This window comes from Brevundimonas sp. R86498, from assembly GCF_044598075.1.
In the GTDB taxonomy this organism is placed as follows: domain Bacteria; phylum Pseudomonadota; class Alphaproteobacteria; order Caulobacterales; family Caulobacteraceae; genus Brevundimonas.
This window is the reverse complement of record NZ_CP139004.1, coordinates 245,311-265,311: the sequence shown is the minus strand read 5'-3', so window position 1 is coordinate 265,311 and position 20,001 is coordinate 245,311. Positions and strand designations below refer to the sequence as shown.

At 67.6% G+C, this 20,001-nt stretch carries 22 protein-coding genes; 15 read left to right on the top strand and 7 right to left on the bottom strand.

What is annotated here, in order from left to right:
• The first annotated feature begins 44 nt into the window (after window positions 1-44).
• On the top strand, window positions 45-482 hold the full coding sequence (locus SJY26_RS01390; protein ID WP_396594382.1) for an acyl-CoA thioesterase: 438 nt from the start codon (window positions 45-47) through the stop codon (window positions 480-482).
• Here the strand turns inward: SJY26_RS01390 and SJY26_RS01385 are convergent.
• Both SJY26_RS01385 and SJY26_RS01380 read right to left on the bottom strand, forming a co-directional pair.
• Window positions 479-1,387 carry a hypothetical protein gene (locus SJY26_RS01385; protein ID WP_396594381.1) on the bottom strand — a complete coding sequence of 303 codons (909 nt, stop codon included), beginning with the start codon at window positions 1,385-1,387 and terminating at the stop codon, window positions 479-481. The two genes, SJY26_RS01390 and SJY26_RS01385, sit on opposite strands and share 4 nt — an antisense overlap.
• Window positions 1,377-1,535: a hypothetical protein gene (locus SJY26_RS01380; RefSeq protein WP_396594380.1), complete on the bottom strand. Its 159-nt coding sequence runs from the start codon at window positions 1,533-1,535 to the stop codon at window positions 1,377-1,379. The genes SJY26_RS01385 and SJY26_RS01380 overlap by 11 nt, the downstream gene beginning before the upstream one ends.
• Window positions 1,536-1,657: 122 nt before the next feature.
• Here SJY26_RS01380 and SJY26_RS01375 point away from each other — a divergent pair, with 122 nt between their 5' ends.
• The 7 genes from SJY26_RS01375 (at window position 1,658) to SJY26_RS01345 (ending at window position 7,718) form a co-directional block, all read left to right on the top strand.
• The gene (locus SJY26_RS01375; RefSeq protein WP_396594379.1) at window positions 1,658-2,179 is read left to right on the top strand and encodes a sigma-70 family RNA polymerase sigma factor; all 522 of its coding nucleotides are present in this window, start codon (window positions 1,658-1,660) and stop codon (window positions 2,177-2,179) included.
• Window positions 2,180-2,216: 37 nt separating this feature from the next.
• Window positions 2,217-3,143, top strand: coding sequence for a FecR family protein (locus SJY26_RS01370; protein ID WP_396594378.1), 927 nt, complete (start codon window positions 2,217-2,219; stop codon window positions 3,141-3,143).
• On the top strand, window positions 3,140-5,296 hold the full coding sequence (locus tag SJY26_RS01365) for a TonB-dependent receptor domain-containing protein (RefSeq protein ID WP_396594377.1): 2,157 nt from the start codon (window positions 3,140-3,142) through the stop codon (window positions 5,294-5,296). The genes SJY26_RS01370 and SJY26_RS01365 overlap by 4 nt, the downstream gene beginning before the upstream one ends.
• Window positions 5,263-5,463 carry a hypothetical protein gene (locus tag SJY26_RS01360; RefSeq protein ID WP_396594376.1) on the top strand — a complete coding sequence of 67 codons (201 nt, stop codon included), beginning with the start codon at window positions 5,263-5,265 and terminating at the stop codon, window positions 5,461-5,463. Before SJY26_RS01365 ends, SJY26_RS01360 begins: the two co-directional genes overlap by 34 nt.
• A gap of 110 nt (window positions 5,464-5,573) precedes the next feature.
• Window positions 5,574-6,107, top strand: a complete 534-nt coding sequence (locus tag SJY26_RS01355; RefSeq protein ID WP_396594375.1) for an outer membrane beta-barrel protein — start codon at window positions 5,574-5,576, stop codon at window positions 6,105-6,107.
• A gap of 403 nt (window positions 6,108-6,510) precedes the next feature.
• Window positions 6,511-7,209 carry a cytochrome c oxidase assembly protein gene (locus SJY26_RS01350; protein WP_396594374.1) on the top strand — a complete coding sequence of 233 codons (699 nt, stop codon included), beginning with the start codon at window positions 6,511-6,513 and terminating at the stop codon, window positions 7,207-7,209.
• On the top strand, window positions 7,206-7,718 hold the full coding sequence (locus SJY26_RS01345; RefSeq protein WP_396594373.1) for a CopD family protein: 513 nt from the start codon (window positions 7,206-7,208) through the stop codon (window positions 7,716-7,718). Before SJY26_RS01350 ends, SJY26_RS01345 begins: the two co-directional genes overlap by 4 nt.
• Here the strand turns inward: SJY26_RS01345 and SJY26_RS01340 are convergent.
• On the bottom strand, window positions 7,688-8,200 hold the full coding sequence (locus SJY26_RS01340; protein WP_396594372.1) for a DUF2231 domain-containing protein: 513 nt from the start codon (window positions 8,198-8,200) through the stop codon (window positions 7,688-7,690). The genes SJY26_RS01345 and SJY26_RS01340 overlap by 31 nt on opposite strands.
• A gap of 21 nt (window positions 8,201-8,221) precedes the next feature.
• Here SJY26_RS01340 and SJY26_RS01335 point away from each other — a divergent pair, with 21 nt between their 5' ends.
• Genes SJY26_RS01335 through SJY26_RS01325 form a run of 3 tightly spaced genes read left to right on the top strand, consistent with a single transcriptional unit; the run spans window position 8,222 to window position 11,687 of the window.
• Entirely contained in the window at window positions 8,222-8,887 is a 666-nt protein-coding gene (locus SJY26_RS01335; RefSeq protein ID WP_396594371.1) for a cytochrome c oxidase subunit II, read from the top strand.
• Window positions 8,884-11,367, top strand: coding sequence for a cytochrome c oxidase subunit I (ctaD, locus tag SJY26_RS01330; protein ID WP_396594370.1), 2,484 nt, complete (start codon window positions 8,884-8,886; stop codon window positions 11,365-11,367). The genes SJY26_RS01335 and ctaD overlap by 4 nt, the downstream gene beginning before the upstream one ends.
• Window positions 11,364-11,687 (top strand): hypothetical protein, encoded by a 324-nt coding sequence (locus SJY26_RS01325; RefSeq protein WP_396594369.1) that lies wholly within the window; start codon window positions 11,364-11,366, stop codon window positions 11,685-11,687. The genes ctaD and SJY26_RS01325 overlap by 4 nt, the downstream gene beginning before the upstream one ends.
• A 62-nt stretch (window positions 11,688-11,749) precedes the next feature.
• Here SJY26_RS01325 and SJY26_RS01320 read toward each other — a convergent pair whose 3' ends face one another.
• Window positions 11,750-14,260: a PQQ-binding-like beta-propeller repeat protein gene (locus SJY26_RS01320; RefSeq protein ID WP_396594368.1), complete on the bottom strand. Its 2,511-nt coding sequence runs from the start codon at window positions 14,258-14,260 to the stop codon at window positions 11,750-11,752.
• Window positions 14,261-14,395: 135 nt separating this feature from the next.
• On the opposite strand from SJY26_RS01320, the gene SJY26_RS01315 reads away from it, so the two are divergent.
• From SJY26_RS01315 to hfaB (SJY26_RS01300), 4 genes are all read left to right on the top strand, one after another.
• A complete protein-coding gene (locus tag SJY26_RS01315) occupies window positions 14,396-15,469 on the top strand; it encodes a hypothetical protein (RefSeq protein WP_396594367.1) in 1,074 nt (357 codons plus the stop codon).
• A 76-nt stretch (window positions 15,470-15,545) separates the two neighbouring features.
• Entirely contained in the window at window positions 15,546-15,962 is a 417-nt protein-coding gene (gene hfaA / locus SJY26_RS01310) for a holdfast anchoring protein HfaA (RefSeq protein ID WP_396594366.1), read from the top strand.
• Window positions 15,959-16,825 carry a holdfast anchoring protein HfaB gene (gene hfaB, locus SJY26_RS01305; protein WP_396594365.1) on the top strand — a complete coding sequence of 289 codons (867 nt, stop codon included), beginning with the start codon at window positions 15,959-15,961 and terminating at the stop codon, window positions 16,823-16,825. Before hfaA ends, hfaB (SJY26_RS01305) begins: the two co-directional genes overlap by 4 nt.
• Window positions 16,822-17,964 carry a holdfast anchoring protein HfaB gene (gene hfaB / locus SJY26_RS01300; protein WP_396594364.1) on the top strand — a complete coding sequence of 381 codons (1,143 nt, stop codon included), beginning with the start codon at window positions 16,822-16,824 and terminating at the stop codon, window positions 17,962-17,964. Before hfaB (SJY26_RS01305) ends, hfaB (SJY26_RS01300) begins: the two co-directional genes overlap by 4 nt.
• 374 nt (window positions 17,965-18,338) lie before the next feature.
• On the opposite strand, the gene SJY26_RS01295 is transcribed toward hfaB (SJY26_RS01300), so the two are convergent.
• The 3 genes from SJY26_RS01295 to SJY26_RS01285 form a co-directional block, all read right to left on the bottom strand.
• On the bottom strand, window positions 18,339-18,464 hold the full coding sequence (locus SJY26_RS01295; protein WP_396594363.1) for a hypothetical protein: 126 nt from the start codon (window positions 18,462-18,464) through the stop codon (window positions 18,339-18,341).
• Window positions 18,465-18,561: 97 nt separating this feature from the next.
• A complete protein-coding gene (locus tag SJY26_RS01290; protein WP_396594344.1) occupies window positions 18,562-19,179 on the bottom strand; it encodes a recombinase family protein in 618 nt (205 codons plus the stop codon).
• 52 nt (window positions 19,180-19,231) lie between these two features.
• Window positions 19,232-19,984, bottom strand: a complete 753-nt coding sequence (locus tag SJY26_RS01285) for a hypothetical protein (protein WP_396594345.1) — start codon at window positions 19,982-19,984, stop codon at window positions 19,232-19,234.
• Between the last annotated feature and the right edge of the window lie 17 nt (window positions 19,985-20,001).

Sequence of the window (20,001 nt, the reverse complement as noted above, 5' to 3'; positions counted from 1 at the left end):
GGCGCGCGCCGGTCGAGGGCGTGCCAAGGGACAGGAGACATCGCATGGCCGGAACCATCCAACGCACGAACAGGAACGACTATCGCCGCTTCCAGGCCATCTCCACGCGCTGGATGGACAATGACGTCTACGGCCACGTCAACAATGTCGTCTATTACTCGTGGTTCGACACGGCGGTGAACCGCCTGCTGGTCGTGTCGGGCCAGCTGGACATCCGCGAGGGCAAGGTGATCGGCCTGGTGGCCGAGACGGGGTGCCGCTATTTCGCCCCGACGGCCTTTCCCGACGAGATCGAGGCCGGGGTGCGGGTCGCGCATGTCGGCTCGTCCAGCGTCCGCTACGAAATCGGCCTGTTCAAGAAGAACGAGGACGAGGCGGCGGCGGTGGGCTTCTTCGTCCACGTCTATGTCGACCGCGAGACCCTGAAGCCGATGCCGCTGACCGAGGGGATGCGCGGCTTCCTCGACAGCCTGAAGACCTAGCCTCCCGCCAGTCGCTGCAGAAACGCGCGCGTTCGCGTGAGCGCCGTTCCGGAGGGAAGACGCTTGGTCGACAGGCCCCAGCGATGATCAATGTAGTCGGCCAGAGTCGGGCTGTGGCGGTAGCCAAGGATGATCGGGCTCAAGGACCTGTCAGGATTCCAGAACCGCCCATCCGCGACGGTCATACGCTCTGATGCGGTGGCCACCCGTTCGAAGTCGGGGCGGACCTGGCCGCCGGCGAGGCCGAGATGGGCAACGAGCTGGCACGCCGTCTGGTCCATGCCGGACATCGCGCCGTGGCGCGCCGTGTCACAGAGCAGCAGAAAGGCGCGACAGAAGCGCTCCACGCCGGCGCGGGATCCTGCGACCACGCCCGCATGGATCGGGGGGCGTTCGCTGAGCTGCCGCGCCAAGGGCCCGCCAACGATTGCTTCCGCGGCCCGGGGGTCGAGGGCCGGGCCCGCAAATCCGCTGTAAAAGTGCAGATCCGCCGGTGCGCGGTGAAAGGGATCGGACTGGAAGACGACTTCGCGCACGTCCGCCAAAATCACGCTGCGGATATCGCGCCGCTGCTGGAGGATCCGGGCGAAGGCGACGAATCGGCTGGCGGCGGGACGCGGCCTCCAGGGCCGTCGGTCGTTGGCAATGACGACGGTTTCCACGCCATGGGTAGAGAGCCAGGCCGGAAGCATCGGTTTACGATCGACAAGAAGGATCACCTGGCCGGAAAAAACCGTCCGGAGCGAGCGCACGAAGGGGGCCACCTCTGTCAGGTCGCAGCCGACGGCACAGGCCAGAACGGCGTCGCCCTGCCGGGAGGCCGATCGAATGGAGACCGGCGGTACGGGCGGGCGACGCCCTTGCGCGTCGAGAGGGAGGGCGAGCGCCAAGGTCTCACGCTTCATCGCATGCCGCGCCGTCGCAGCGCGAAGGGGACTCCGGCCACCCCTGCGACGCCACGGCGATGATGAGCGCAGCGACGGCGGCGAGGACGACATGCAGGATCTGGGTCCTTCCGGACGGCGTTCGCACTTCAGGGCCGAGGGTCGTCATGGCGTTGTCTCCTCCGAACAAGAGAGAGACGCCGCCCATCCGGAATCACCTTCCGTCCGCTCCCGGTCCGGCGTCCAGCGCAGTTGCAAGGCGGATCGGCGAGGCGCTATGGGGCGCGCGGAATGAACGCCTCCGTCAACAGCCCGGCCGCCGGCCTCGAAGCGATCTTCACCGAGATGCGGCCGGCGCTGGTGCGCCGTGCGGCGGCCATGGGGGCGGCCGGGGATGCCGAGGATGTCGTCCAGGATGTCTGGCTGAAGCTGCGCGGCGTCGATGCGCCGGTGGCCAGTCCGCATGCCTACCTTCTGCGCATGGTCTATACCGCCGTGCTGGACCGTCGCCGGGGGACGAGGCGAGCCGCGGCCCGCGACGCCGCCTGGTCGACGCCGGCCAACCTGCCCGATGACGGAATCGAACCCGCGGACGCGGAACGCCGTCTGATCGCCCTTCAGACCCTGCAGGCGGTCGAGTCGCGCCTGACCGCGCTGGGTGACCCGGCGGCAGCGATCTTTCGGCGGCACCGCATCGACGGGGTCACCCAGCGCAAGCTCGCCGAGGAGTTCGGCATGGGGTTGAGCACTATCGAGAAACATTTGCGCCGCGCCTATGCGGTGCTCCTGGATCTTCAGGAGGGGCAGGCGTGAGGCAAATCGCGAGCCGCGGCGTCCTGGAGTCATGGGGATGAGCACGGTCAGGACAGAACTGGATCAGGAGGCGCTGCACTGGCTGTTGCGCGTCAACGATCCTGCGTTTGAGGCGTGGGAGGCGTGGGACGCCTGGATGGCCACCGATCCCGACCACGCTGACGCCTACTGGCGGCTGGCGGAGGCCGAGGGCGATGTGGTCGAGGCGTTGAAGGCGGCCCCGGCACCAGGCGTGCAGCGGATCATGCCGCGTCGCGCCTTCGCCCTTCCGCGCCGCTCGGCCATCGCGGCGGCCGTGGCCGTACTCGCGGTCGGCGGGGCCTGGATCGGGTGGAGCCAGCGCGCCCAGCCCTGGATCATCGAAACCGCGCCGGGCGAGCAACGCAACGTCATCCTCGCAGACGGTTCAGAGGTGTCCCTGGCCGGTGCGACGCGGCTGGCGCTCGACCGCCGCCGTCCGCGCGACGTCCGGCTGGAGGCGGGCCGGGCCCTGTTCGAGGTGACGCACGACGCGGCCCATCCCTTCGTGGTCGAGGTCGGCGACGCGACCCTGACCGATCTCGGCACAACGTTCGATGTGACCCGGCTGGGCGACGGGGCCCGGGTGGCGGTGTCGGAAGGCATCGTCCGCGTCGACACACGGAATGCCACGGCGACCCTGAATGCCGGGGACGCTGTGGTGGCGACACCGGACGGTCTGGAGAGCCGTTCGGTGTCGCCGGAGGACGTAGCGAGCTGGCGGGAAGGACGGCTGTCCTACACCGGCGAAACCCTCGCGATCGTGGCCGAGGACCTTTCACGGGCGTTGAACCGGCCGATCGTCGTCAGCCCGTCGCTGGCGGACCGGCAATTCAGCGGCAGCCTGACCACCACGACGGAGGTCGCGAGCCAGAAGACGCGGCTGGCACGGCTGCTGGGGGTGTCGGTGGTCGAGGACGGCGAAGGCTGGCGGCTGGAGCCGTGACGACCGCAGCCCTGCTCGCGGCCGGACTTCTGGTCCTGCAGGCCGGGACGGCGCGCCCCTTCGACGTGCCCGCCGGGCCGGCCATACCCACCATCAACCGGCTGGCGACCCAGGCCGGGATCGACGTCGTCATCACCGCCAACCTGAACGGTCGGCGGGCACCGCCTCTGCGTGGGCGTATGACGCCGGAGGCCGCACTGGAGCGGCTGTTGCGCCCGCTGGGCGCGCGAGCGGTGCCCATCGGCGAGGGAATGTATCGCGTGGAGGCGGTGCCCGCCTCCACGCGTCGCACCATCGCAAATCCGGCCGCGCTGCCCGTCGAGGTCGCGCCGACCCGACTCAGCGAGGTCGTCGTGACGGCCATGCCGCCGGTCGGACTGGGCGGGCCGTCGGGGCGCAGGACGGTCGACACGGAGGCCCTGGCGCGGGTCGAGGGCTCGCCAGCCAGCGACGCCATCGCCGACCTGTCGGCGACGGTCGAGTCGACCCGCCAGGGCACGGGTCGCAACAAGCTGTTCATCCGGGGATTGGCGGACTCCGCCATGAACGGGCCGCTGCAGGCGACGGTGGGCCAGTATCTGGGCGACCTGCGGCTGAGCTACGGATCGCCGGACCCGGACCTGGCCCTGGTGGATGTCCGGCGGATCGAGGTGTTCGAGGGGCCGCAGGGGACCCGCTTCGGCGCCGGGTCGATCGGCGGTGTCGTGCGCCTGCATCCCGAGACCCCCGCGTTCAGCGACACGAGCGGCCGCGTGTTGATCGGTGCCGGTGTCACCTCGGGCGGAGCTGAAAGCGGCGAAGCCTCCATCGTCCTGAACCGCTCGCTGGATGATCGCACGGCCGGCCGCATCGTCGCCTATTCGCGCCGGGAAGGGGGCTTCCTCGACAACCCGACGCAAGGGATACGCGAGGCCGACACCGTCGATACGGTGGGAGGGCGTGCCTCTGTGCGCTGGACCGACGGGATATGGACCGTCGATCTGGTCGGGGTCGGGCAGCGGGTGGAGGCAGACGATGCCCAGACCATTCCCGCCGGCGAGACCCGGTTCGCCAGGGCCGGGCGGGTCATGGAACCGTATCAGAGCACGATCGTCCTGGCCGGGATCACCGCGCGGCGGCGTTTCGGGGCCGCGCGCCTGACCTCTGCAACCAGCGTCTCGCGCCAGCAACTGAATGAGCGGTTCGACGCCAGCCAGGCCGTCGAGCCCTACGCCGCTTTGGTCGACCGTCGCCAGACGGCGACCACGGTCGCCTCCGAACTTCGCATTGATACCGATCCGATCGCGCGCTGGACGTGGTCCGGCGGCGGCGCGATCGCGGTCGGCGAGACCCTGGTCGAGCGACGGCACCGGGACCTGTCGCCCACGCCGCGTCCGACCTATGGCGCGGATCTGGACCGGACCTTCACCGAGGCCACGGCATTCGGTGAGGGGTCGATGTCGCCGGCCCCCGACTGGCGGATCGCTGTCGGGGCGCGGCTGTCGGCCGTCAGGATCGACAGCAACGTCGACATCGTCGAAACCGGCCTGGCCCGCGCGGGGGCGACCCTTGACGGCTTCACGTTTCGTGTGACGCCCAGCCTGACCGCGCGCTGGGATGTCACGCCGGCTGTCACCCTGTTCGCCCGCGGTGAACAGGCCGTCCGTCCGGCCGGGGTCAACGAAGCGAACGGGGCCTTCCAGCGCTACAACGGCGACCGTGTCACCCTGGCCGAGATTGGGCTGCGCACCGGCCGGTGGCGCGACGACCTGTCGGGAGAGCTGTCCGTAGGCCGGGTCGACTGGCGCGACGTTCAGGCCGACATCGTCACCCAGGGCGGTGATCTGGTCACGGACAATGTCGGAGACGGCGTGATCCGGTTCGTCTCGATCAAGGGCTCATGGGCCCCGACCCCGACGCTCGATTTGTCCGGCGGGGTCTTCATCAACGACAGCGAACTGACGCGCACCAACTTCAGCATCATCGGGGGTGGCACGACGGACATCCCCAATGTCGCGCCGTTGGGGGCCCAGCTCAGTCTTGACTACAACGCCGGGTCGCTCGGAACCCTGCCGCTCCGGCTCGGCGCGGATCTGCGCTACATCGGCCAGTCGCGTATCGGGGTTGCCCGGCGCTCGACGTGCCCCAGGGCGGTTATCTTCGCTCGGAGCTGACGGCCCGGCTGGGACACGAACGGCGGGCAGCGGTCCTGCGCATCTCCAATCCGTTGAATCAGGAAGGCGTGCGCTACGGCATCGGCTCGCCCTACCAGCTGGCCGAGCCGCAGGCGGTTCCGGTGCTGCCCCTGACCGTGCGCCTGTCCTTCGAGGCGGCGTTCTGACGCCGTTTGCCGCGCGGGCGTAAGGTGTTTCGCCGCCGATGGCGTCCTTGGTTCAATGGCGACGATGCGGACCTCGCGGTCGCCAGAACACAGAACCGGAGACCCTTCCCATGATCAAGACCCCCCTCACGGCCCTCGTGGCCGCCTGCGCCCTCATGCCCGCTGCCGCCCTCGCGCAGAGCGACTCCCGCACCTATGCCACGCTCGGCTACACCTCGGTCGAGGCCGGGGATCTGGACCTCGGCGCGGTTACCGGCCGCTTCGGCTACAAGGTCCTGCCCTGGATCGGGGCAGAGCTGGAAGCCGGCGTCGGCGTTGAGGACCAGTCGTTCGATGTGGCGATCGGCGGCACTGGCGGCAGGTTCGAGCTGAAGCATGATGTCGCCGCCTATGCGGTCGCCTTCCTGCCCCTGGGCGATCACTTCGAGGCCTTCGCCCGCATCGGCTACGGAACGACGAAGATCGAATCCACGGCCATGGCCGTGACAGTGCGCAGCGACGGCGAGAGCTTCAACTACGGGGTGGGCGCCAGTGCCTTCCTGGACGGCTGGAACGGCGTGCGCGCGGACTGGACCCGCAGGGAGTTCCAGGACGACCGCGGCGAGGCTGACACCTGGTCAGTCAGCTACATTCGCCGCTTCTAGGGCGGGCGTGGCGGGTCGGACCATCAGGTCCGGCTCGCCACGACGCATGCGCTCGCGGCCCGCTGACGAGGCGGGCGCGTCTCAACTATTGGCAACAAGGAATTCAACGCAGTCCAGCCGATCGGCCAAACGCAAGCTTGCGGAATCCTGGCCCGGCCCAGACCTGCTGGTCAGGTTGCGGCCTCAGCCAGCCGCCAGGCTGTTGAGAGGAAGGTGGACGCGACAGGGATTGATTCTGTGACCCCCTTCGACGTCAACGACGTGCTCCCACCGCCCAGTGAACCAATAGTCAAGCTGCGGGTTTGTTTCCTCGCGGGTAGCAACCAGGGACGGACCGATGTGTGTGAAACGGGCTTCCGGAGCCGGGCAAAAGGTCTGCGCCTCCATGAGCGCACCCTAGGTGGTGCCCGTTACCTATTGCGGGCCTCCGCCGGTGCCGGCGGACCTCTCGTCGAGCTTCAATCTCGACCCCGTCCTGTTGCTTGCCCTGTTTGCACTGGCGATCGGCCTCCGACGGGACAAGGCCGGACTGGCAGCCGTCGCGGTGCTCTCCATCGCCTTCGTATCGCCGCTCTGCGCCCTGTCCGCTGCGCTCTTCTCTGCCCGGGTGGTGCACCACATTCTGCTCGTCGCCGTGGCGGCTCCGCTTCTGGCGATGGCGCTGCCTTCGCGCGGGCGGGCCGGCATCACCGTCCCGTTCGTCGCCTCGACAGCGGTCCTCTGGGCCTGGCATCTTCCGGCGGCCTATGATGCCGCCCTGGCCAGTGTCCCTCTCTATTGGGTCATGCAGCTGTCGTTGCTGGGCACCGCCATAGTGTTCTGGCGCGCGGTTCTGGCGGAGGGGCGGTCCCTGATGGACCGGCTCGGCTTCGTGGTCGCCGCCTTCGCCCAGATGGGATTGCTCGGCGCCCTGCTGACCTTCGCGCCCGGGCCGCTCTACGCGGCTCATCTGTTCGCCCCCCTTGCGTGGGGCATGACGCCGCTGCAGGACCAGGCCCTGGGCGGGTTGATCATGTGGGTGCCAGCCGGCATTCCCTATGCCGTCGCGGCGGTGGTGATTGCCCGTCAGGGCTGGGCCCGACTGAAGGCGACCCGGGCATGATTGACTGGCTTGTGCCCGCCGTCCCCCTGTTCAAGGCGGCCCATATCATCGGCCTGGTGATCTGGGTCGGGGGCCTGCTGGTCCTGCCGTTGATGCTGACGCGGCACAGCCCGGACATCTCGCGGGACGATTACCGCACCATCCGGACCGCCTCGCATATCACCTACACCCTGTTCGTTACCCCGGCCGCCGTGATCGCGGTGATCGCCGGGACCTGGCTGATCTTCCTGCGCGAGGTCTATGTGCCGTGGATGTTCGCCAAACTGGCTTTCGTAGCGGCGCTGGTCATGGCCCATGCCTGGATCGGTCACGTCGTGGCGCGGGTTGGCGAGGAGCCCAGCGAGCACACGCCGCCCGCGGCCTATGTCCCGATCGCACTGGTGATTGTGCCGGTGCTGATGATCCTGACCCTGGTGCTGGCCAAGCCGGTCCTGGGCTGGATCGCCTTCCCGGACTGGCTGACCGAGCCCCGGAGCGGTCAGTTCTTCTTCGACACGCCCAGACGATAATCGAAGACCAGTTTGCCGCCATGCCAGCCCGTCACCCCCACCACCCCGACACACAGCGCCGACAGCAGTATGCCGTACGGCAGAACCGCGGCCTCATAGCCGTACAGGCGATGACCCCAGTTGGCCCCGAGCAGGGCCAGCAAGGTCACGGCAATGATGAAATGGGTCCAGGCCGGCGCACGGGCGCGGATGCCGGACACCATCAGCAGCTCGGCCGTGCCCGAGAAGCCGGCCAGCATGCCGAACAGGAAGCCGGTGCCGGCGGCCCACAGGCCGGCCCGGGCCCAGAAGGCGTCGCCGGTCCACCAGTACAGGGCGTCGGCCCCGAAGGTGCAGAAGGTCAGGGCCACCGGAAAGGCGACGCTCATCGCATGGATCGGGTGACCGAAGACGGCGACACGCAACTCCGTGACCGAAAAGCCGGCGGTCGTGGCGATCGGGTCGATCAGAGCTTCGGCTTCTTTATCGATATTGTCGGTCACGGGTCGTCCTTGCGGCCTTCGATGGTCGTTCTCACAACGGCACTGTTGCTGGCGGGTTGCGAGGGGGCGCTGTCCACGGTCGACCCGGCCGGGCCGGCGGCCCGGACCATCGCCCAGATCTGGTGGGTGATGCTGGCCGGCGCGGTCGCGATTTTCGCCCTCGTCATGGCGCTGGTTGCCCTGGCCTTCGTCCGCAAGAGCGGGCCGGTCGACGAGACGCGGCATGAGCGGCTCTGGGTCATCAAGCTGGGCATCGCCTTCCCCGTGGTCGTGCTGCTGGCGCTGCTCGCCTATGGGCTGATTGCGGGGGAATCGCTGCTGCCCCGGCAGGGGCCGGATGTGGTCGCCGTCAGCGCCGAAGCGCGCCGCTCGCAATGGACCTTCGGCTATGACGACGCCCCCGGGCGACGAACCTACGATGTGCTGCACATTCCCGCAGGACGGCCCGTCGATGTCGCCATCACCTCGACCGACGTCATCCACAGCTTCTGGGTGCCGCGTCTCGCCGGCAAGATCGACGCCATTCCCGGCCACGTGAACGTCCTGCGCATCGAGGCCGATGCGCCGGGCACCTATGCCGGTCGCAGCGCCGAGTTCAGCGGCGTCGGCTACGACCAATTCGCCTTCACCGTGGTCGCGCATGACGCTGCGGCCTGGGAGCGATTCATCGGAGGCGGCACGCCATGAACACGCTTGAGCGTCACCGCAAACTGTCCGCGATCTGGTCGTCCGAGCCGGGCGCGCGGGGGCTGGTCTCGACCGTCAACCACACCGACGTCGGCCGGATGTTCCTGACCGTGTCCTTCTTCTTCTTCCTGGTCGGCGGGGTGCTGGCCATGCTGATCCGGGCCCAGCTGGCGACGCCCCAGTCGGCTTTCGCCGGGCCGGAAATCTACAACCAGATCTTCACCATGCACGGGACCATCATGATGTTCCTGTTCGCTATCCCGACGTTCGAGGGACTGGCGATGTACCTGCTGCCCAAGATGCTGGGCACCCGCGATCTCGCCTTCCCCCGGCTCTCGGCCTACGGCTTCTGGTGCTATGTCTTCGGCGGCACGATGATGCTGGTGTCGATGGTGCTGGGCATTGCGCCGGACGGCGGCTGGTTCATGTATCCGCCCCTGACCGGGGCGATCTATTCGCCCGGGATCAACACCGATTTCTGGCTGATCGGCATCACCTTCGTCGAGATCTCGGCCATTGCGGCGGCGGTCGAGATCACCGTCTCGATCCTGAAATACCGCGCCCCCGGCATGTCGCTGGACAAGATGCCGATCTTCGCCTGGTACGCCTTGGTCACGGCCCTGATGATCATGACGGGGTTCCCGCCGCTGATCCTGGGGTCGATCCTGCTGGAGCTGGAGCGGGCCTTCGGACTGCCCTTTTTCCAGGCGGAGTTTGGCGGCGACAGCCTGCTGTGGCAGCACCTGTTCTGGCTGTTCGGACACCCCGAGGTCTACATCATCTTCCTGCCGGCGGCGGGGGTCATCTCGACCATCCTGCCGGTCATGTGTCGAACGACCCTGCTGGGCTACGGCTGGATCGTGGCCTCGGCGACGGGGCTGGCCTTCCTGTCGTTCGGCATCTGGGTCCACCACATGTTCACGACGGGCATCCCGCACATGGGGCTGGCCTTCTTCTCGGCCGCCTCGACCCTGGTGGCGGTGCCGACCGGGGTCCAGCTGTTCGCCTGGATCGGCACCATGTGGAAGGGCAAACCCAGCCTGCGGATGCCGATGCTGCACCTGCTCGGCTTTTTCTTCACCTTCGTCATCGGCGGGCTGACCGGGGTCATGGTCGCGGTGGTGCCGTTCGACTGGCAGGCGCACGACACCGCCTTCGTCACGGCCCACCTGCACTATGTCCTGTTCGGCGGCTTCGTCTTCCCGATCATGGCCGGGCTCTACTACTGGATGCCGCATGTCAGCGGCCGCAAGCGGTTCTTCAAACTGGGAGAGCTGGCCTTCGCCCTGGTGTTCATCGGCTTCCACGTGACCTTCATGGCCATGCACTGGGTGGGTCTGATGGGCCAGCGGCGCCGGATCTCGACCTATCTTCCCGAGGACGGCTGGACGACCATCAATCTGATCTCCTCGATCGGCAGTTTCGTGCTGGCCATCGGCATTGCCATGGTGATCGTCGACCTGGTGCTGCACGCCTTTACCGCACGCCGCAGCCGCCGCGATCCGTGGAAGGCGGGCACGCTGGAGTGGGCGATGATGACGCCGCCGCCGGCCTATAATTTTGCCAGCCTGCCCCATGTGAACAGTCGCCAGCCGCTGGCCGACGATCCCGACCTGCCGATCCGTCTGGCGCGCGGAGAAGGCTATCTGTCCGAGCCCGAGCAGGGCTGGCGCGAAAGCGTGACGGTCGAGATCGCGACCGGCAAGCCGGACTTCCACATCATCTATCCGACCAACACCCGGCTGCCGATCGTGATGGCGGCGGTCACCGGGGTGTTCTTCGTCTCCCTGCTGCTCAAGTTCTACTGGACCATTCCGCTGGCGGTGGTCGGGGTGACCATTCTGGCGTGGCGCTGGGCCTGGTCGCTGGGACACAGGACCGATCTGCCCTTGCGGGCCATCGGCCAGGGTCTGGAGCTGGCCAACGCCACCCAGGTCGGGCGATCGCCCAGCTGGTGGGGCTCGGTCTTTCTGCTGACGGCCAATGCGACCTTCTTCGGTTCGCTGCTGTTCGGGTTTGCCTTCCTCTGGACCGTGGCCCCGGCCTGGCCGCCGCCGGCGTGGTTTGATGCCTCCCTGCTTGAGCTGGTGCCCGGCGTCCTCGGAACGGGCCTGGCCGTGGTGTCGATCCGCCGTGCCGCAGGGGCGAACGCCCAGGGCGGAGACCCCCGTATCTGGCTGGGTCTCGCCTTCGTCGGCGCGCTGTTCGTGGGCGCGGCGGCGCTCGGGATCGTGGTCCGTGCGCCGACACCCGCCGACCATGCCTATGGGGCGACGCTGCTGGTGCTGGGGGGCTATGCGCTGTTCCATGCCGCCCTCGTGGCCCTGATGGTGGCGTTTCTGGCCGCGCGCGTGGTCCGGGGCTTTACCTCGCCGCGCCGTCATGCCGAGTTCCCGGTTGTGACCCTCTGGGTCGACTATCTCGCCGCCACCGCCCTGCTGATCCTGGCGGTGGCCCACGTCCCGGGGATGATGGCGTGAAGGACATCATCCGGATCCTGATCGCCCCTCTGGTCTGGCTGGCCAGCTTCAGCGGGGTCTATGGGCTGCACGGTCTGATCTGCGGGCACGGGATCGACGGCGAAGTGTTCGGCGTCCTCTCCGTGGCCCGGCTCCTGTTGGTGACAGCGTACGGGCTGGCGATCCTGATCCAGGCGGGGCTGGTCTGGGCGCTGCATTCCGAGCGTTTCGGTTCGCCTTCTCCCTTCGTGCGCTTCGTCAGTCGCGCCACGGGCTGGGTCGGTCTGGTCTCGGCGGTCTGGGCCCTGCTGCCGACGGTCACGACAACCTACTGTCTGTAAGTTGCGTGGCGTCGGTCGGCCCGGCCAAAGGGGCGACCGACGCATGCGGCCTGCTTCGTGGATCACTCCGGCAGGGCGTAGACCTTCAGATAGTCCCCCGGCGTGGTCTCGAAGCGGGCGTGGCCGGTGGCGGTGATGGCCACATACTGACGACCCCGATGCTCATAGGTCATGGGCCCGGCCTGGGCCCCGGCGGGCAGGCGGGCCTCCCACAGCAGCCGACCCGTGCCGGTCTCGAATGCGCGCAGGAAATTGTCCTGGGCCGCCCCGATGAAGGTCAGGCCGCCAGCGGTCACCAGCGGGCCGCCTAGGTTGGGCGTGCCTGTGGGAATCTTCAGGAAGGTGGGGATGCCCAGCGGGCCGGAATCGAAACCGGTGCCGAGTGGTTTTGACCAGACCACCTGTCCGGTATCGACGCTGGTCGCCGAGATATAGCCCCAGGGCGGGGCGAGGCAGGGCACCCGGAGCGCGGACCACCAGATCGGCCGGGTGACGCCGAACGGCGTGCCGGAGTGGGGCGCAACCGCCTGGTCGGGTCGGGCTCCGCCAGACCCGACGGGCTGGTCCTCGACTTCGGCACTGGGGTGCAGGACGACCAGGTTGGGCAGGCGGGAATTGTTGGCGATGATCAGCCGCCGCCGGGGATCGTAGCCCAGACCGCCCCAGTTCATGCCGCCGACCGTTCCGGGGAACAACAGCATGCCGTCCTTTTCGGTCGTCGGGGGCGTGAACATCCCCTCATAGCGCTGGCGGTGGAAGCTGATCCGGCACAGGGCCGCATCGATCGGGGTCAGGCCGAAGGCGTGACGCGCGTCGATCCGCTCGGGGTCCCGGCCGGGGACGCCGCCGATATTGGGGAAGAAGACCGATTGCGGCTGGGTCGGTGCGACCCAGTCGCCCGCCGGCGCGCCCTGGGGGGCGGGGCGCTGTTCGACCGGGCGGAGCGTCTGGCCCGTCGCGGCGTCCAGCAGGAACAGGTTGCCGGTCTTGCTGGCCTGCATGATGGCGCGGCGAGACGCGCCGTTGATGGTGACGTCGATCAGCATGGGCTGGGCCCCGAGATCATAGTCCCACAGGTCGTGGGTCACGGTGCTGTAGACCCAGCGCGTCGCCCCGGTCTGCAGATCGACCGCTACCACCGCGTCGGTCATCCGGTCCTCTTCGGCGGTGCGGTTGCCGCCCCACTGATCGGCGGCGGCATTGCCGGTGGCCAGGAAGGCCAGGCCCAGGGTCTCGTCCGCCGAGATGATGTTCCAGACGTTTGGCGTGCCGCGCGGATAGATCTCGCCGGGGGCGAGGGTTGCCTGCGCGTCGGGCCGCAGCGCGTCCCAGGCCCAGCGCAGTTCTCCGGTGCGGGCGTCATAGGCGCGGACCACACCCGAGGGCGCGTCGCGTCGCTGATTGTCGCTCACCTGCTGACCCAGGATCAGCAAACCGCCCGCCACGGTCGCGCCCGATGTGTTCGAGGCGAAGCCCGTCTCGCGCAGGCCCATGTCAGTGGTCATGTCGACCGTGCCGTCCTGACCAAAGTCGCGGCAGGGGAAGCCCCCGACGGCGTCCAGGGCGATCAGGCGACCGTCGGCGGTGGCGACGAAGATGCGCCGGTGGCACTGGCTGCCGCCGCGCGGGACCGGGCCGATCACACCGGGCACGGCGGGCATGCGTGAGACGGCCTCCGGCCGGCCCGCGGGAGCGCCGTCGTCGTGATAGGCGACCGCGCGGCAGGCGGCAGTGAACAGGGACTCCATGTGGCTGGCCGGAACCCGCGGGTCGTGGCTCCAGCGAACCTGGCCCGTGCCGGGGTCGAGGGCGAAGACCTGACTGGAGGGGGTGCAGGTGTACAGCAGGTTCCCGACCTTGATCGGCGTGTTCTGGGACGAATAGAAGACACGGCCCTCTTCCGGATTGAGGTCGCCGCTCTGGAACGTCCAGGCTTCCTGCAGGTCGCCGACATTGGCCGTCGAGACCTGGCTCAGCGTGGAATAGCGACGCCCGCCGTTGGTCCCACCATAGGCCGTCCAGTCCGCTCCGGCTTCCTGCAAGGTGCCGGTGCCGGTCCGACCGGCAGCCGGTCGCGCCGGGTCCCCCGCCTGTTCGGGCCGTTCCCAGGCGGCAAAGACGACGATCGCGAGTCCGGCCACACTGGCGAGAACCCCGGCCAGCGCAAGGCGACGGGGTGTGGAACGCGGCGGGACTCGCCACATCAGCCATGCCAGGCCGACGCCCGCCACCAGAGCGGCCAGAAGCCCGACGCGTCCGGCCAGATCGATTCCCCAGGCCGGCAGCCAGCCCTTGCCCCCGATTTCGATGAGCGACCAGACGAGGGTCAGGAGAACGGTGGTTCCGAACAGCAGGAGCGCCAGGGTATCGCGACCTCGCCAGGCCAGACCTGCACCGATCGCCAGACCCAGCCCGGCCGCCAGATAATAGAAGGAGCCGCCCAGGGCGATCAGCCAGACGCCCAGTCCGATCATGACCAGGCCCAGGGCCCCGCTGAGGGTCGCAAGGGCGAGGTAGAGCCAGCGCCAGCCTCGGCGGTCGGCCCCGTCCCGGGCGTGGTTGGCGATCGACATGGTCTGGCCTCCGGGGTCGCCGCCGCACTCCAGCCGAGTGCCAGCGCCCTGTAAGTACGGCGGACGACACAATTCGTTGCCGGAACCCTTGCGGCACACAGACCCAGATGCGCGTGCCGGGCACAATCAAGCGCCTTGTTCGTCGCGGACCGTTGGCCGCTGCCCGCCGATCCTCGGAGCGAAAGTCCGCTCAAACCGAACACATCCGGGCCATTCGCCCACCTCAAGTCGCCCGGGTCGGTTCGCGATCCGGCGATCTTCAATGCCGCGCCGGACGCAAGACCCAGTGGCTGCGACCTCGTCCACATTTGGGGCGGAGGATCGGTCTGGCCTGTCCGGCACCCCGTCTGCTCCACCCTGTGCCTGTTCGGGACAACAGTGAAGCTTTCCGGGACATACCGGTCCGCCACCTTTCTGGCTTCCGGCCCCGGCATCGATTTTTTTTCAGCCTCCGGCCGGTTGAAAACGGCCTGCCCGGATAGGTTGACGGCTGGATTCAGCCTTGATCCGACCAAGCGTGTGCCAGCAAGGCGCTTTCGGCCCCACCCTTGCACTGGCCTGCCTGCCCATCACGGGTACGTCAGGAGCCCCACAGTGAAGTCCATCTCCCTTTTTTCCTCCGTGGCGGCCCTCGCCCTGGTCGCCGGTGCGGCCCAGGCGCAAGCCATCAACTCAGGCCAGCTTCTCCAGGGCAATGTGCGGGCCCAGCTGAACGCCGTCGTCAGCACTGTGCGCGATGACCTCTCCGCCACTGCGGCTGCCATCGGCAACGGCTTTGTTGCTGACGTCACGACCGGGCCGGCGATCAACAACATTCAGCTGTTCAATGGCGACGCGACGTCGATCCTGAACAGCATTGTCGCGGACGTGAATGGAGATGTGGGCCAGATCTCAACGGCTGTCGCCAACAGGTCCAGCATCGATAGCCAGTCCATGGAGGGGCGGATCAACAACCTGCAGAATGCAAACACTGGCCCGACGGCGACCCTGAACACGGCGATCGAGAGCGTTAGTGGCGACATGTCGGCGACCGCCGCTGCAATCAGCAACGCGGCTTCGATCAATTCGCGCCTCTCGGTGGTGAACTCGGGCCAGAACAATGAGGCCGGCGTCAACGCCTCGGTCGACTCCTTCGTGCGCAATGTCGCGGGCAAGACGACGATCACGGCGGGTGCCATCGGCAACGTCGTCTCCGTCACCGGTTTCTGATCCGTCGAGGAGCCGGCCGGTGTCCCCAAGGGCGCTGCGGGCTCCGCCTCAAAAGCCTCACCAGGACATATCCCCAATGAAACGCTCTCTCTTCGCGGCCACGATTCTGGCCGGTCTCGCTCCGGCAAGCCTCGCTTTGGCCCAGTCCGTCTCAGGATCAGGTCTCGGGACCATGGAGTCCGGCTATGGGGGTGCGGGCCGGGTCGCCCAACAGGCCTACAATCCGAGCACACGCGACGCGAACGGCAACCGTCTGATCGTCAACGGCCGGATCGTAGACCCCCGGGGGCAGGCTTACTCGAACTATAGCAGCAGCGATGCCGGCACCGGTGCAGCCTACGCCCAGAGCGGGGCAGGCGGGGGCGGCACGACCACCAGCACGGCCATCGGCAATCTGCTGACGGTGCAGGTCACCGGCAGCAACAACGTCGTGGTCCTGAATGCGCGGCAAACCAATAACGGCACCATCATCGCCCGGGCGAATGCCCAATGAGCCCGCGTCTGATGTTGCCGCTGGTCCTTGGGACCCTCGCTCTCGCGGCGGCCCCCGCCGGGGCCGATCCACGGGGCGGTGCGCCCGTCACGGCCAATCCATCGTCCTATTCCCCCGCGCTGAGATGCCTGGCGGTCCGCGCCGGATGGTGGGACGGGGCCGCTCCACGCGTCGCGGTCGGCCGGATCGCCGACATGACCGGCCGGAACGAGTTCTATAGCGGGACGCCCGTTCCCCAGGGCGCGTCGCTGTTCGCGATCACGGCGCTCAGACAGGCCGGGGTGCCGGTTGTTGAAAGGCTGGACAACACGGTCGCCGAGATCGAGCTGAACTATGCGCGCCAGCACCTGCTCTCCGACACGCCGGAGTATGCGGGCCAGAGCGCGGACAATTTCCGTCCTATCCTGGCAGGCCAGATCGCGGGTTCGCGCTACTATATCGTCGGCGGGGTGACCGAGTTGAACTACAACATCGCGTCCTCGGGCCTTCAGCTCCAGGGCGGCCAGGCCGCGAATGATGACAGCAATCGCCTCGGCGCCGCCATCGGCCAGTCGCGCTTCGTGCTGAACGTCGCCGTCGATCTGCGGCTGGTCGATACCCGTTCCCAGGAGGTGGTCGAGACCGTGACGTTCCAGAAGCAGGTCGTCGGGGTCGAAGGGGGGCTCAACGTCCGCGGCATCAACCTGCGCGGGAGTGACGATACGGCGACCGGGCGATTGAACGGAGGGACGGGGGCCATGGAGCCGATCCAGTTCGCCGTTCGGTCCCTCGTCGAGCGTGGGGTGTTCGAGCTTGTGGCAGGGCTCCAGTCGGGCGACGCCCGCGGGGCCTGCCTGCCGATCGGTCCGGGAGCACCGGCATGAACCGGTTCAGGTCCGGGGTCGCCCTGATCGCCGCGGCTGCGGTTCTCGGGGGCTGCGCCAGCACAGCCTATGATCCGCAGACGGGCCTCTATGCCCGTCCGAGCGGCGGTGCTCCCGCCACCGATAACGAGACTCCCTATTCGGAGGCCCTGCGCTGTCTGGCCTCGGCGGCGAGCGAAGCCCGGCGTGTCGCTCCGCGACTGGCTGTGGGCGATATCGCTGACCTGACCGGACGCCGTGATCTTCAGACCGGCCGGATCGTCAGCCAGGGTGCAGCCCTGTTCGCGGTCACTGCCCTGACCCGGGCCGGAGTGCCGACCGTCGAGCGCCTGGATCCGGGCGTGTCCGAGATCGAGCGACAGTACGCCCAGAGCCACCTGCTGTCGGATACGCCGGAGCAGGCAGGCCAGAGCCGCGAGAATTTCCGGCCGGTCTACGCCGGAGAGATCGCTGGCTCACGCTACTATGTCGTCGGGGGCGTGACCGAGCTGAACTACAACATCCGTTCGCGCGGCGTGGATATCGCGGCCGGAGCCGTGGAGATCGTCGGGGCCAAGGGTGGCTTCACCGGCAGCGACTACGTCATGAACGTCGCCATCGACCTGCGCCTGATTGACACAATTTCCCAGGAGGTGGTCGCCACCGCCTCCTACCAGAAGCAGATCGTCGGCCATGAAATCCGCGCCGGTGTGTTCAACTTCATGGGGGGGACTCTGTTCGATCTGACCGCCGGCGGCAGCGCCATGGAACCGGTCCAGCTGGCGGTGCGGACCGCCGTCGAGCGCGGCCTCTATGATTTTGTGGCCGATCTCTACAGCCTGCCTCGCGACCGCTGTCTGGCGAGTGCCGAGGTCGGGGACCCCAGCCTGCTCGTTCGCCGCCTGACCGCGCCTCCGGCTGTTGTGGTTGCACCGGAACCGCCTCCGGTCCTGGCAGCAGCGCCGGCCCCCGCTGCAGGGCCCTACGCTCCGCCGCCTCACATCCATGCCCCGGCCCCGCGGCCCTATACGCTGCCTCCGCGGAACTACACCCCGTCCCCCCAGGCGTACGACCCTGCATCCGCGACATCTGCCCCGTCAGCACGGCCCCGCTCAGTGATCGAGCCCGGCTCCTGGCGGCTGCGCACGGGAGGGCGCTGAGGCAGCCCCGACAACGGCCCTTCGGGGGCGGGCGCAGCGTCCCCGGCGCCCGGTCGATCCCCCGGCGGGGAATCGCGGGCGATGTCTGGTCGCCGTCTTCGACCAGACCGCCCCGGAGTAGGGCCCTGTGTCGGAGCCCGGTGCAATGACAGGGCGAGCAGGGACTTTTTCAGGTCTGGCCGCCCGGTCGGATGTTCGACACACCTTCACGCCCGAAGGTGCAATCGACCGATCGCTGGGAGACGCTGACTTTCTCAAGATCACATGAGGGTCAAGGCTGCGGTGCGAGCTCGCGATACGACGAGCCAGGAGGCGGCCGGACACGGCAATCAACCGGCTTGCTGCAGCGTTTCTGGCCAATTTCTGGTCAGCGCCTACAGGCCGCGATCAGCCAAGTTACTGAAAGGAATGGTGGACGCGACAGGGACGGACGCGCTGCCGTCTTCGGCGTGCTGGTAGGCCGCGCTATCGGCTGGTGAAGTGTTGCCGTCATCGGCCATGGGGCTGCTCCGCGACTCGGGTGGTCAGGCCGGGAGCAGAGTCCTCGGAGCGTCCGGGGTCAACGTCTCGAACGGTTCTCTGCGACCGTCTTTGACGTCAGGCCGCGACGCTCTCCATCGAGCGTTTAATGGCCGTCACAGTGGTCGTGGAGGCACGATGTAGCCGGGCGGCGGCTCTGATGCCCAGACCGTCCTCCAACGACCTCCTGATCGCTTCCAGACGATCCTGCGGCATGGGCTTGCGACCGCTCTTCTTGGTCGTCCGCCGCAAGCCCGAAAGCACGCGCTCCCTATGAATGGCCCTTTCGAATTCGGCGAAGACGCCGAGCATCGAGAACATCATGCGGCCAGAAGACGTCGAGGTATCGAGGCCCTGCGTGTGGACGTAGAGGTCCACGTTCTTGGTCTGGATGTCGCCGAGGAAGTGGATCAGGTCGGGCAGGGAACGGCCAATCCGGCAGACCGAGAAGCACGCGATCAGATCAAAATCTCTACGCGCCACTCCCTTCAACAGGTTGTCGAAGCCGGGTCGCTTCTCACGGCCCTTGGCACCCGAGATGCCCTCATCGAGGAAGGTGGCCACGATCTCCCAGTCCTGCCGTTGGGCGACTGCCCGCAGGTCGCGGAGTTGGTTCTCCACGGTCTGGTTCTTATCGGCCGTGCTTACACGAGCGTAGATCGCGACGCGCTTGGTCAGGGGTGTTCTCCGATCCATTGTTGGGAGAACAGGCTCTCACGGATTGTCGAGGCGTCAACGAGAAGCGCAGCTACCGCTTGATGCCCTTGGCCTCGTCGCGGCGATAGGAGGCATCTACGAACTTGGTCATCGTCTCGAAGTCGAAGGTCTTTTCGATCAAGTGCCACCGGCCGGAGAGCCGGTTCTGCCTAACCACATCAAAAACGTTGGCAGGGTGAGGATGCGACAGCGCATCAAACTTCATGAGAATGCGAAAGCCGCCAACATTCATCATGTAGCCGACGTGCCCGTTGTGTCGGATCGTCCATGGCATGGTGACAATCTTGTCCGCCTCGAAGGAGGTGCCATGAAGCTGGTTCCTGAACCGCCCCACTTCCATGGAGAGTTCAGGCAGGACCGTGATGTCTGCGCCAAACGCCACCTCGCCAGCACGGTCCTCAAACTCTCCCAGATCAACCCCTTCCCATTCGGGTCGCTCACTGACCGAGGCTCTCCAGAACGTGGAGACGATCCAGCGCACTATGATCATTGGATCAATGTCGTCGACTCGCCAGTAGTCGCCCAGATCGACGCTGCGCGCTGTGAACCGCTTGCTTAGATCGAGAACCTTCTCATCCAACTCCCGACCAAGCTGCCCGTCGTGAAGGCCGCAGAGTATGTCTCTCACGAACATACCGTTTTGTTTCTTCGCGCTGGTGCGGTCCTGCGTGATGGTCAGGACTGGCTCGCTACCCTGCTCCTTGATCCAGCGCGCAAAACCTGCGGGGACGATATGTGAATCTACAAGCTGATCGCTTGAGCATCCGGGGGCGCGGCATTCCATGTCATGGTTTTAGCAGC

What these genes read in the sequence shown, in the direction of transcription:
- SJY26_RS01320 (WP_396594368.1), bottom strand. Translation starts at nt 14,260, where the DNA reads ATGTCGATCGCCAACCACGCCCGGGACGGGGCCGACCGCCGAGGCTGG.
- ctaD (WP_396594370.1), top strand. Translation starts at nt 8,884, where the DNA reads ATGAACACGCTTGAGCGTCACCGCAAACTGTCCGCGATCTGGTCGTCC.
- SJY26_RS01385 (WP_396594381.1), bottom strand. Translation starts at nt 1,387, where the DNA reads ATGAAGCGTGAGACCTTGGCGCTCGCCCTCCCTCTCGACGCGCAAGGG.
- hfaB (WP_396594364.1), top strand. Translation starts at nt 16,822, where the DNA reads ATGAACCGGTTCAGGTCCGGGGTCGCCCTGATCGCCGCGGCTGCGGTT.
- SJY26_RS01370 (WP_396594378.1), top strand. Translation starts at nt 2,217, where the DNA reads ATGAGCACGGTCAGGACAGAACTGGATCAGGAGGCGCTGCACTGGCTG.
- SJY26_RS01345 (WP_396594373.1), top strand. Translation starts at nt 7,206, where the DNA reads ATGATTGACTGGCTTGTGCCCGCCGTCCCCCTGTTCAAGGCGGCCCAT.
- SJY26_RS01295 (WP_396594363.1), bottom strand. Translation starts at nt 18,464, where the DNA reads ATGGCCGATGACGGCAACACTTCACCAGCCGATAGCGCGGCCTACCAG.
- hfaB (WP_396594365.1), top strand. Translation starts at nt 15,959, where the DNA reads ATGAGCCCGCGTCTGATGTTGCCGCTGGTCCTTGGGACCCTCGCTCTC.
- SJY26_RS01285 (WP_396594345.1), bottom strand. Translation starts at nt 19,984, where the DNA reads ATGGAATGCCGCGCCCCCGGATGCTCAAGCGATCAGCTTGTAGATTCA.
- SJY26_RS01335 (WP_396594371.1), top strand. Translation starts at nt 8,222, where the DNA reads ATGGTCGTTCTCACAACGGCACTGTTGCTGGCGGGTTGCGAGGGGGCG.
- SJY26_RS01390 (WP_396594382.1), top strand. Translation starts at nt 45, where the DNA reads ATGGCCGGAACCATCCAACGCACGAACAGGAACGACTATCGCCGCTTC.
- hfaA (WP_396594366.1), top strand. Translation starts at nt 15,546, where the DNA reads ATGAAACGCTCTCTCTTCGCGGCCACGATTCTGGCCGGTCTCGCTCCG.
- SJY26_RS01290 (WP_396594344.1), bottom strand. Translation starts at nt 19,179, where the DNA reads ATGGATCGGAGAACACCCCTGACCAAGCGCGTCGCGATCTACGCTCGT.
- SJY26_RS01380 (WP_396594380.1), bottom strand. Translation starts at nt 1,535, where the DNA reads ATGACGACCCTCGGCCCTGAAGTGCGAACGCCGTCCGGAAGGACCCAG.
- SJY26_RS01375 (WP_396594379.1), top strand. Translation starts at nt 1,658, where the DNA reads ATGAACGCCTCCGTCAACAGCCCGGCCGCCGGCCTCGAAGCGATCTTC.
- SJY26_RS01355 (WP_396594375.1), top strand. Translation starts at nt 5,574, where the DNA reads ATGATCAAGACCCCCCTCACGGCCCTCGTGGCCGCCTGCGCCCTCATG.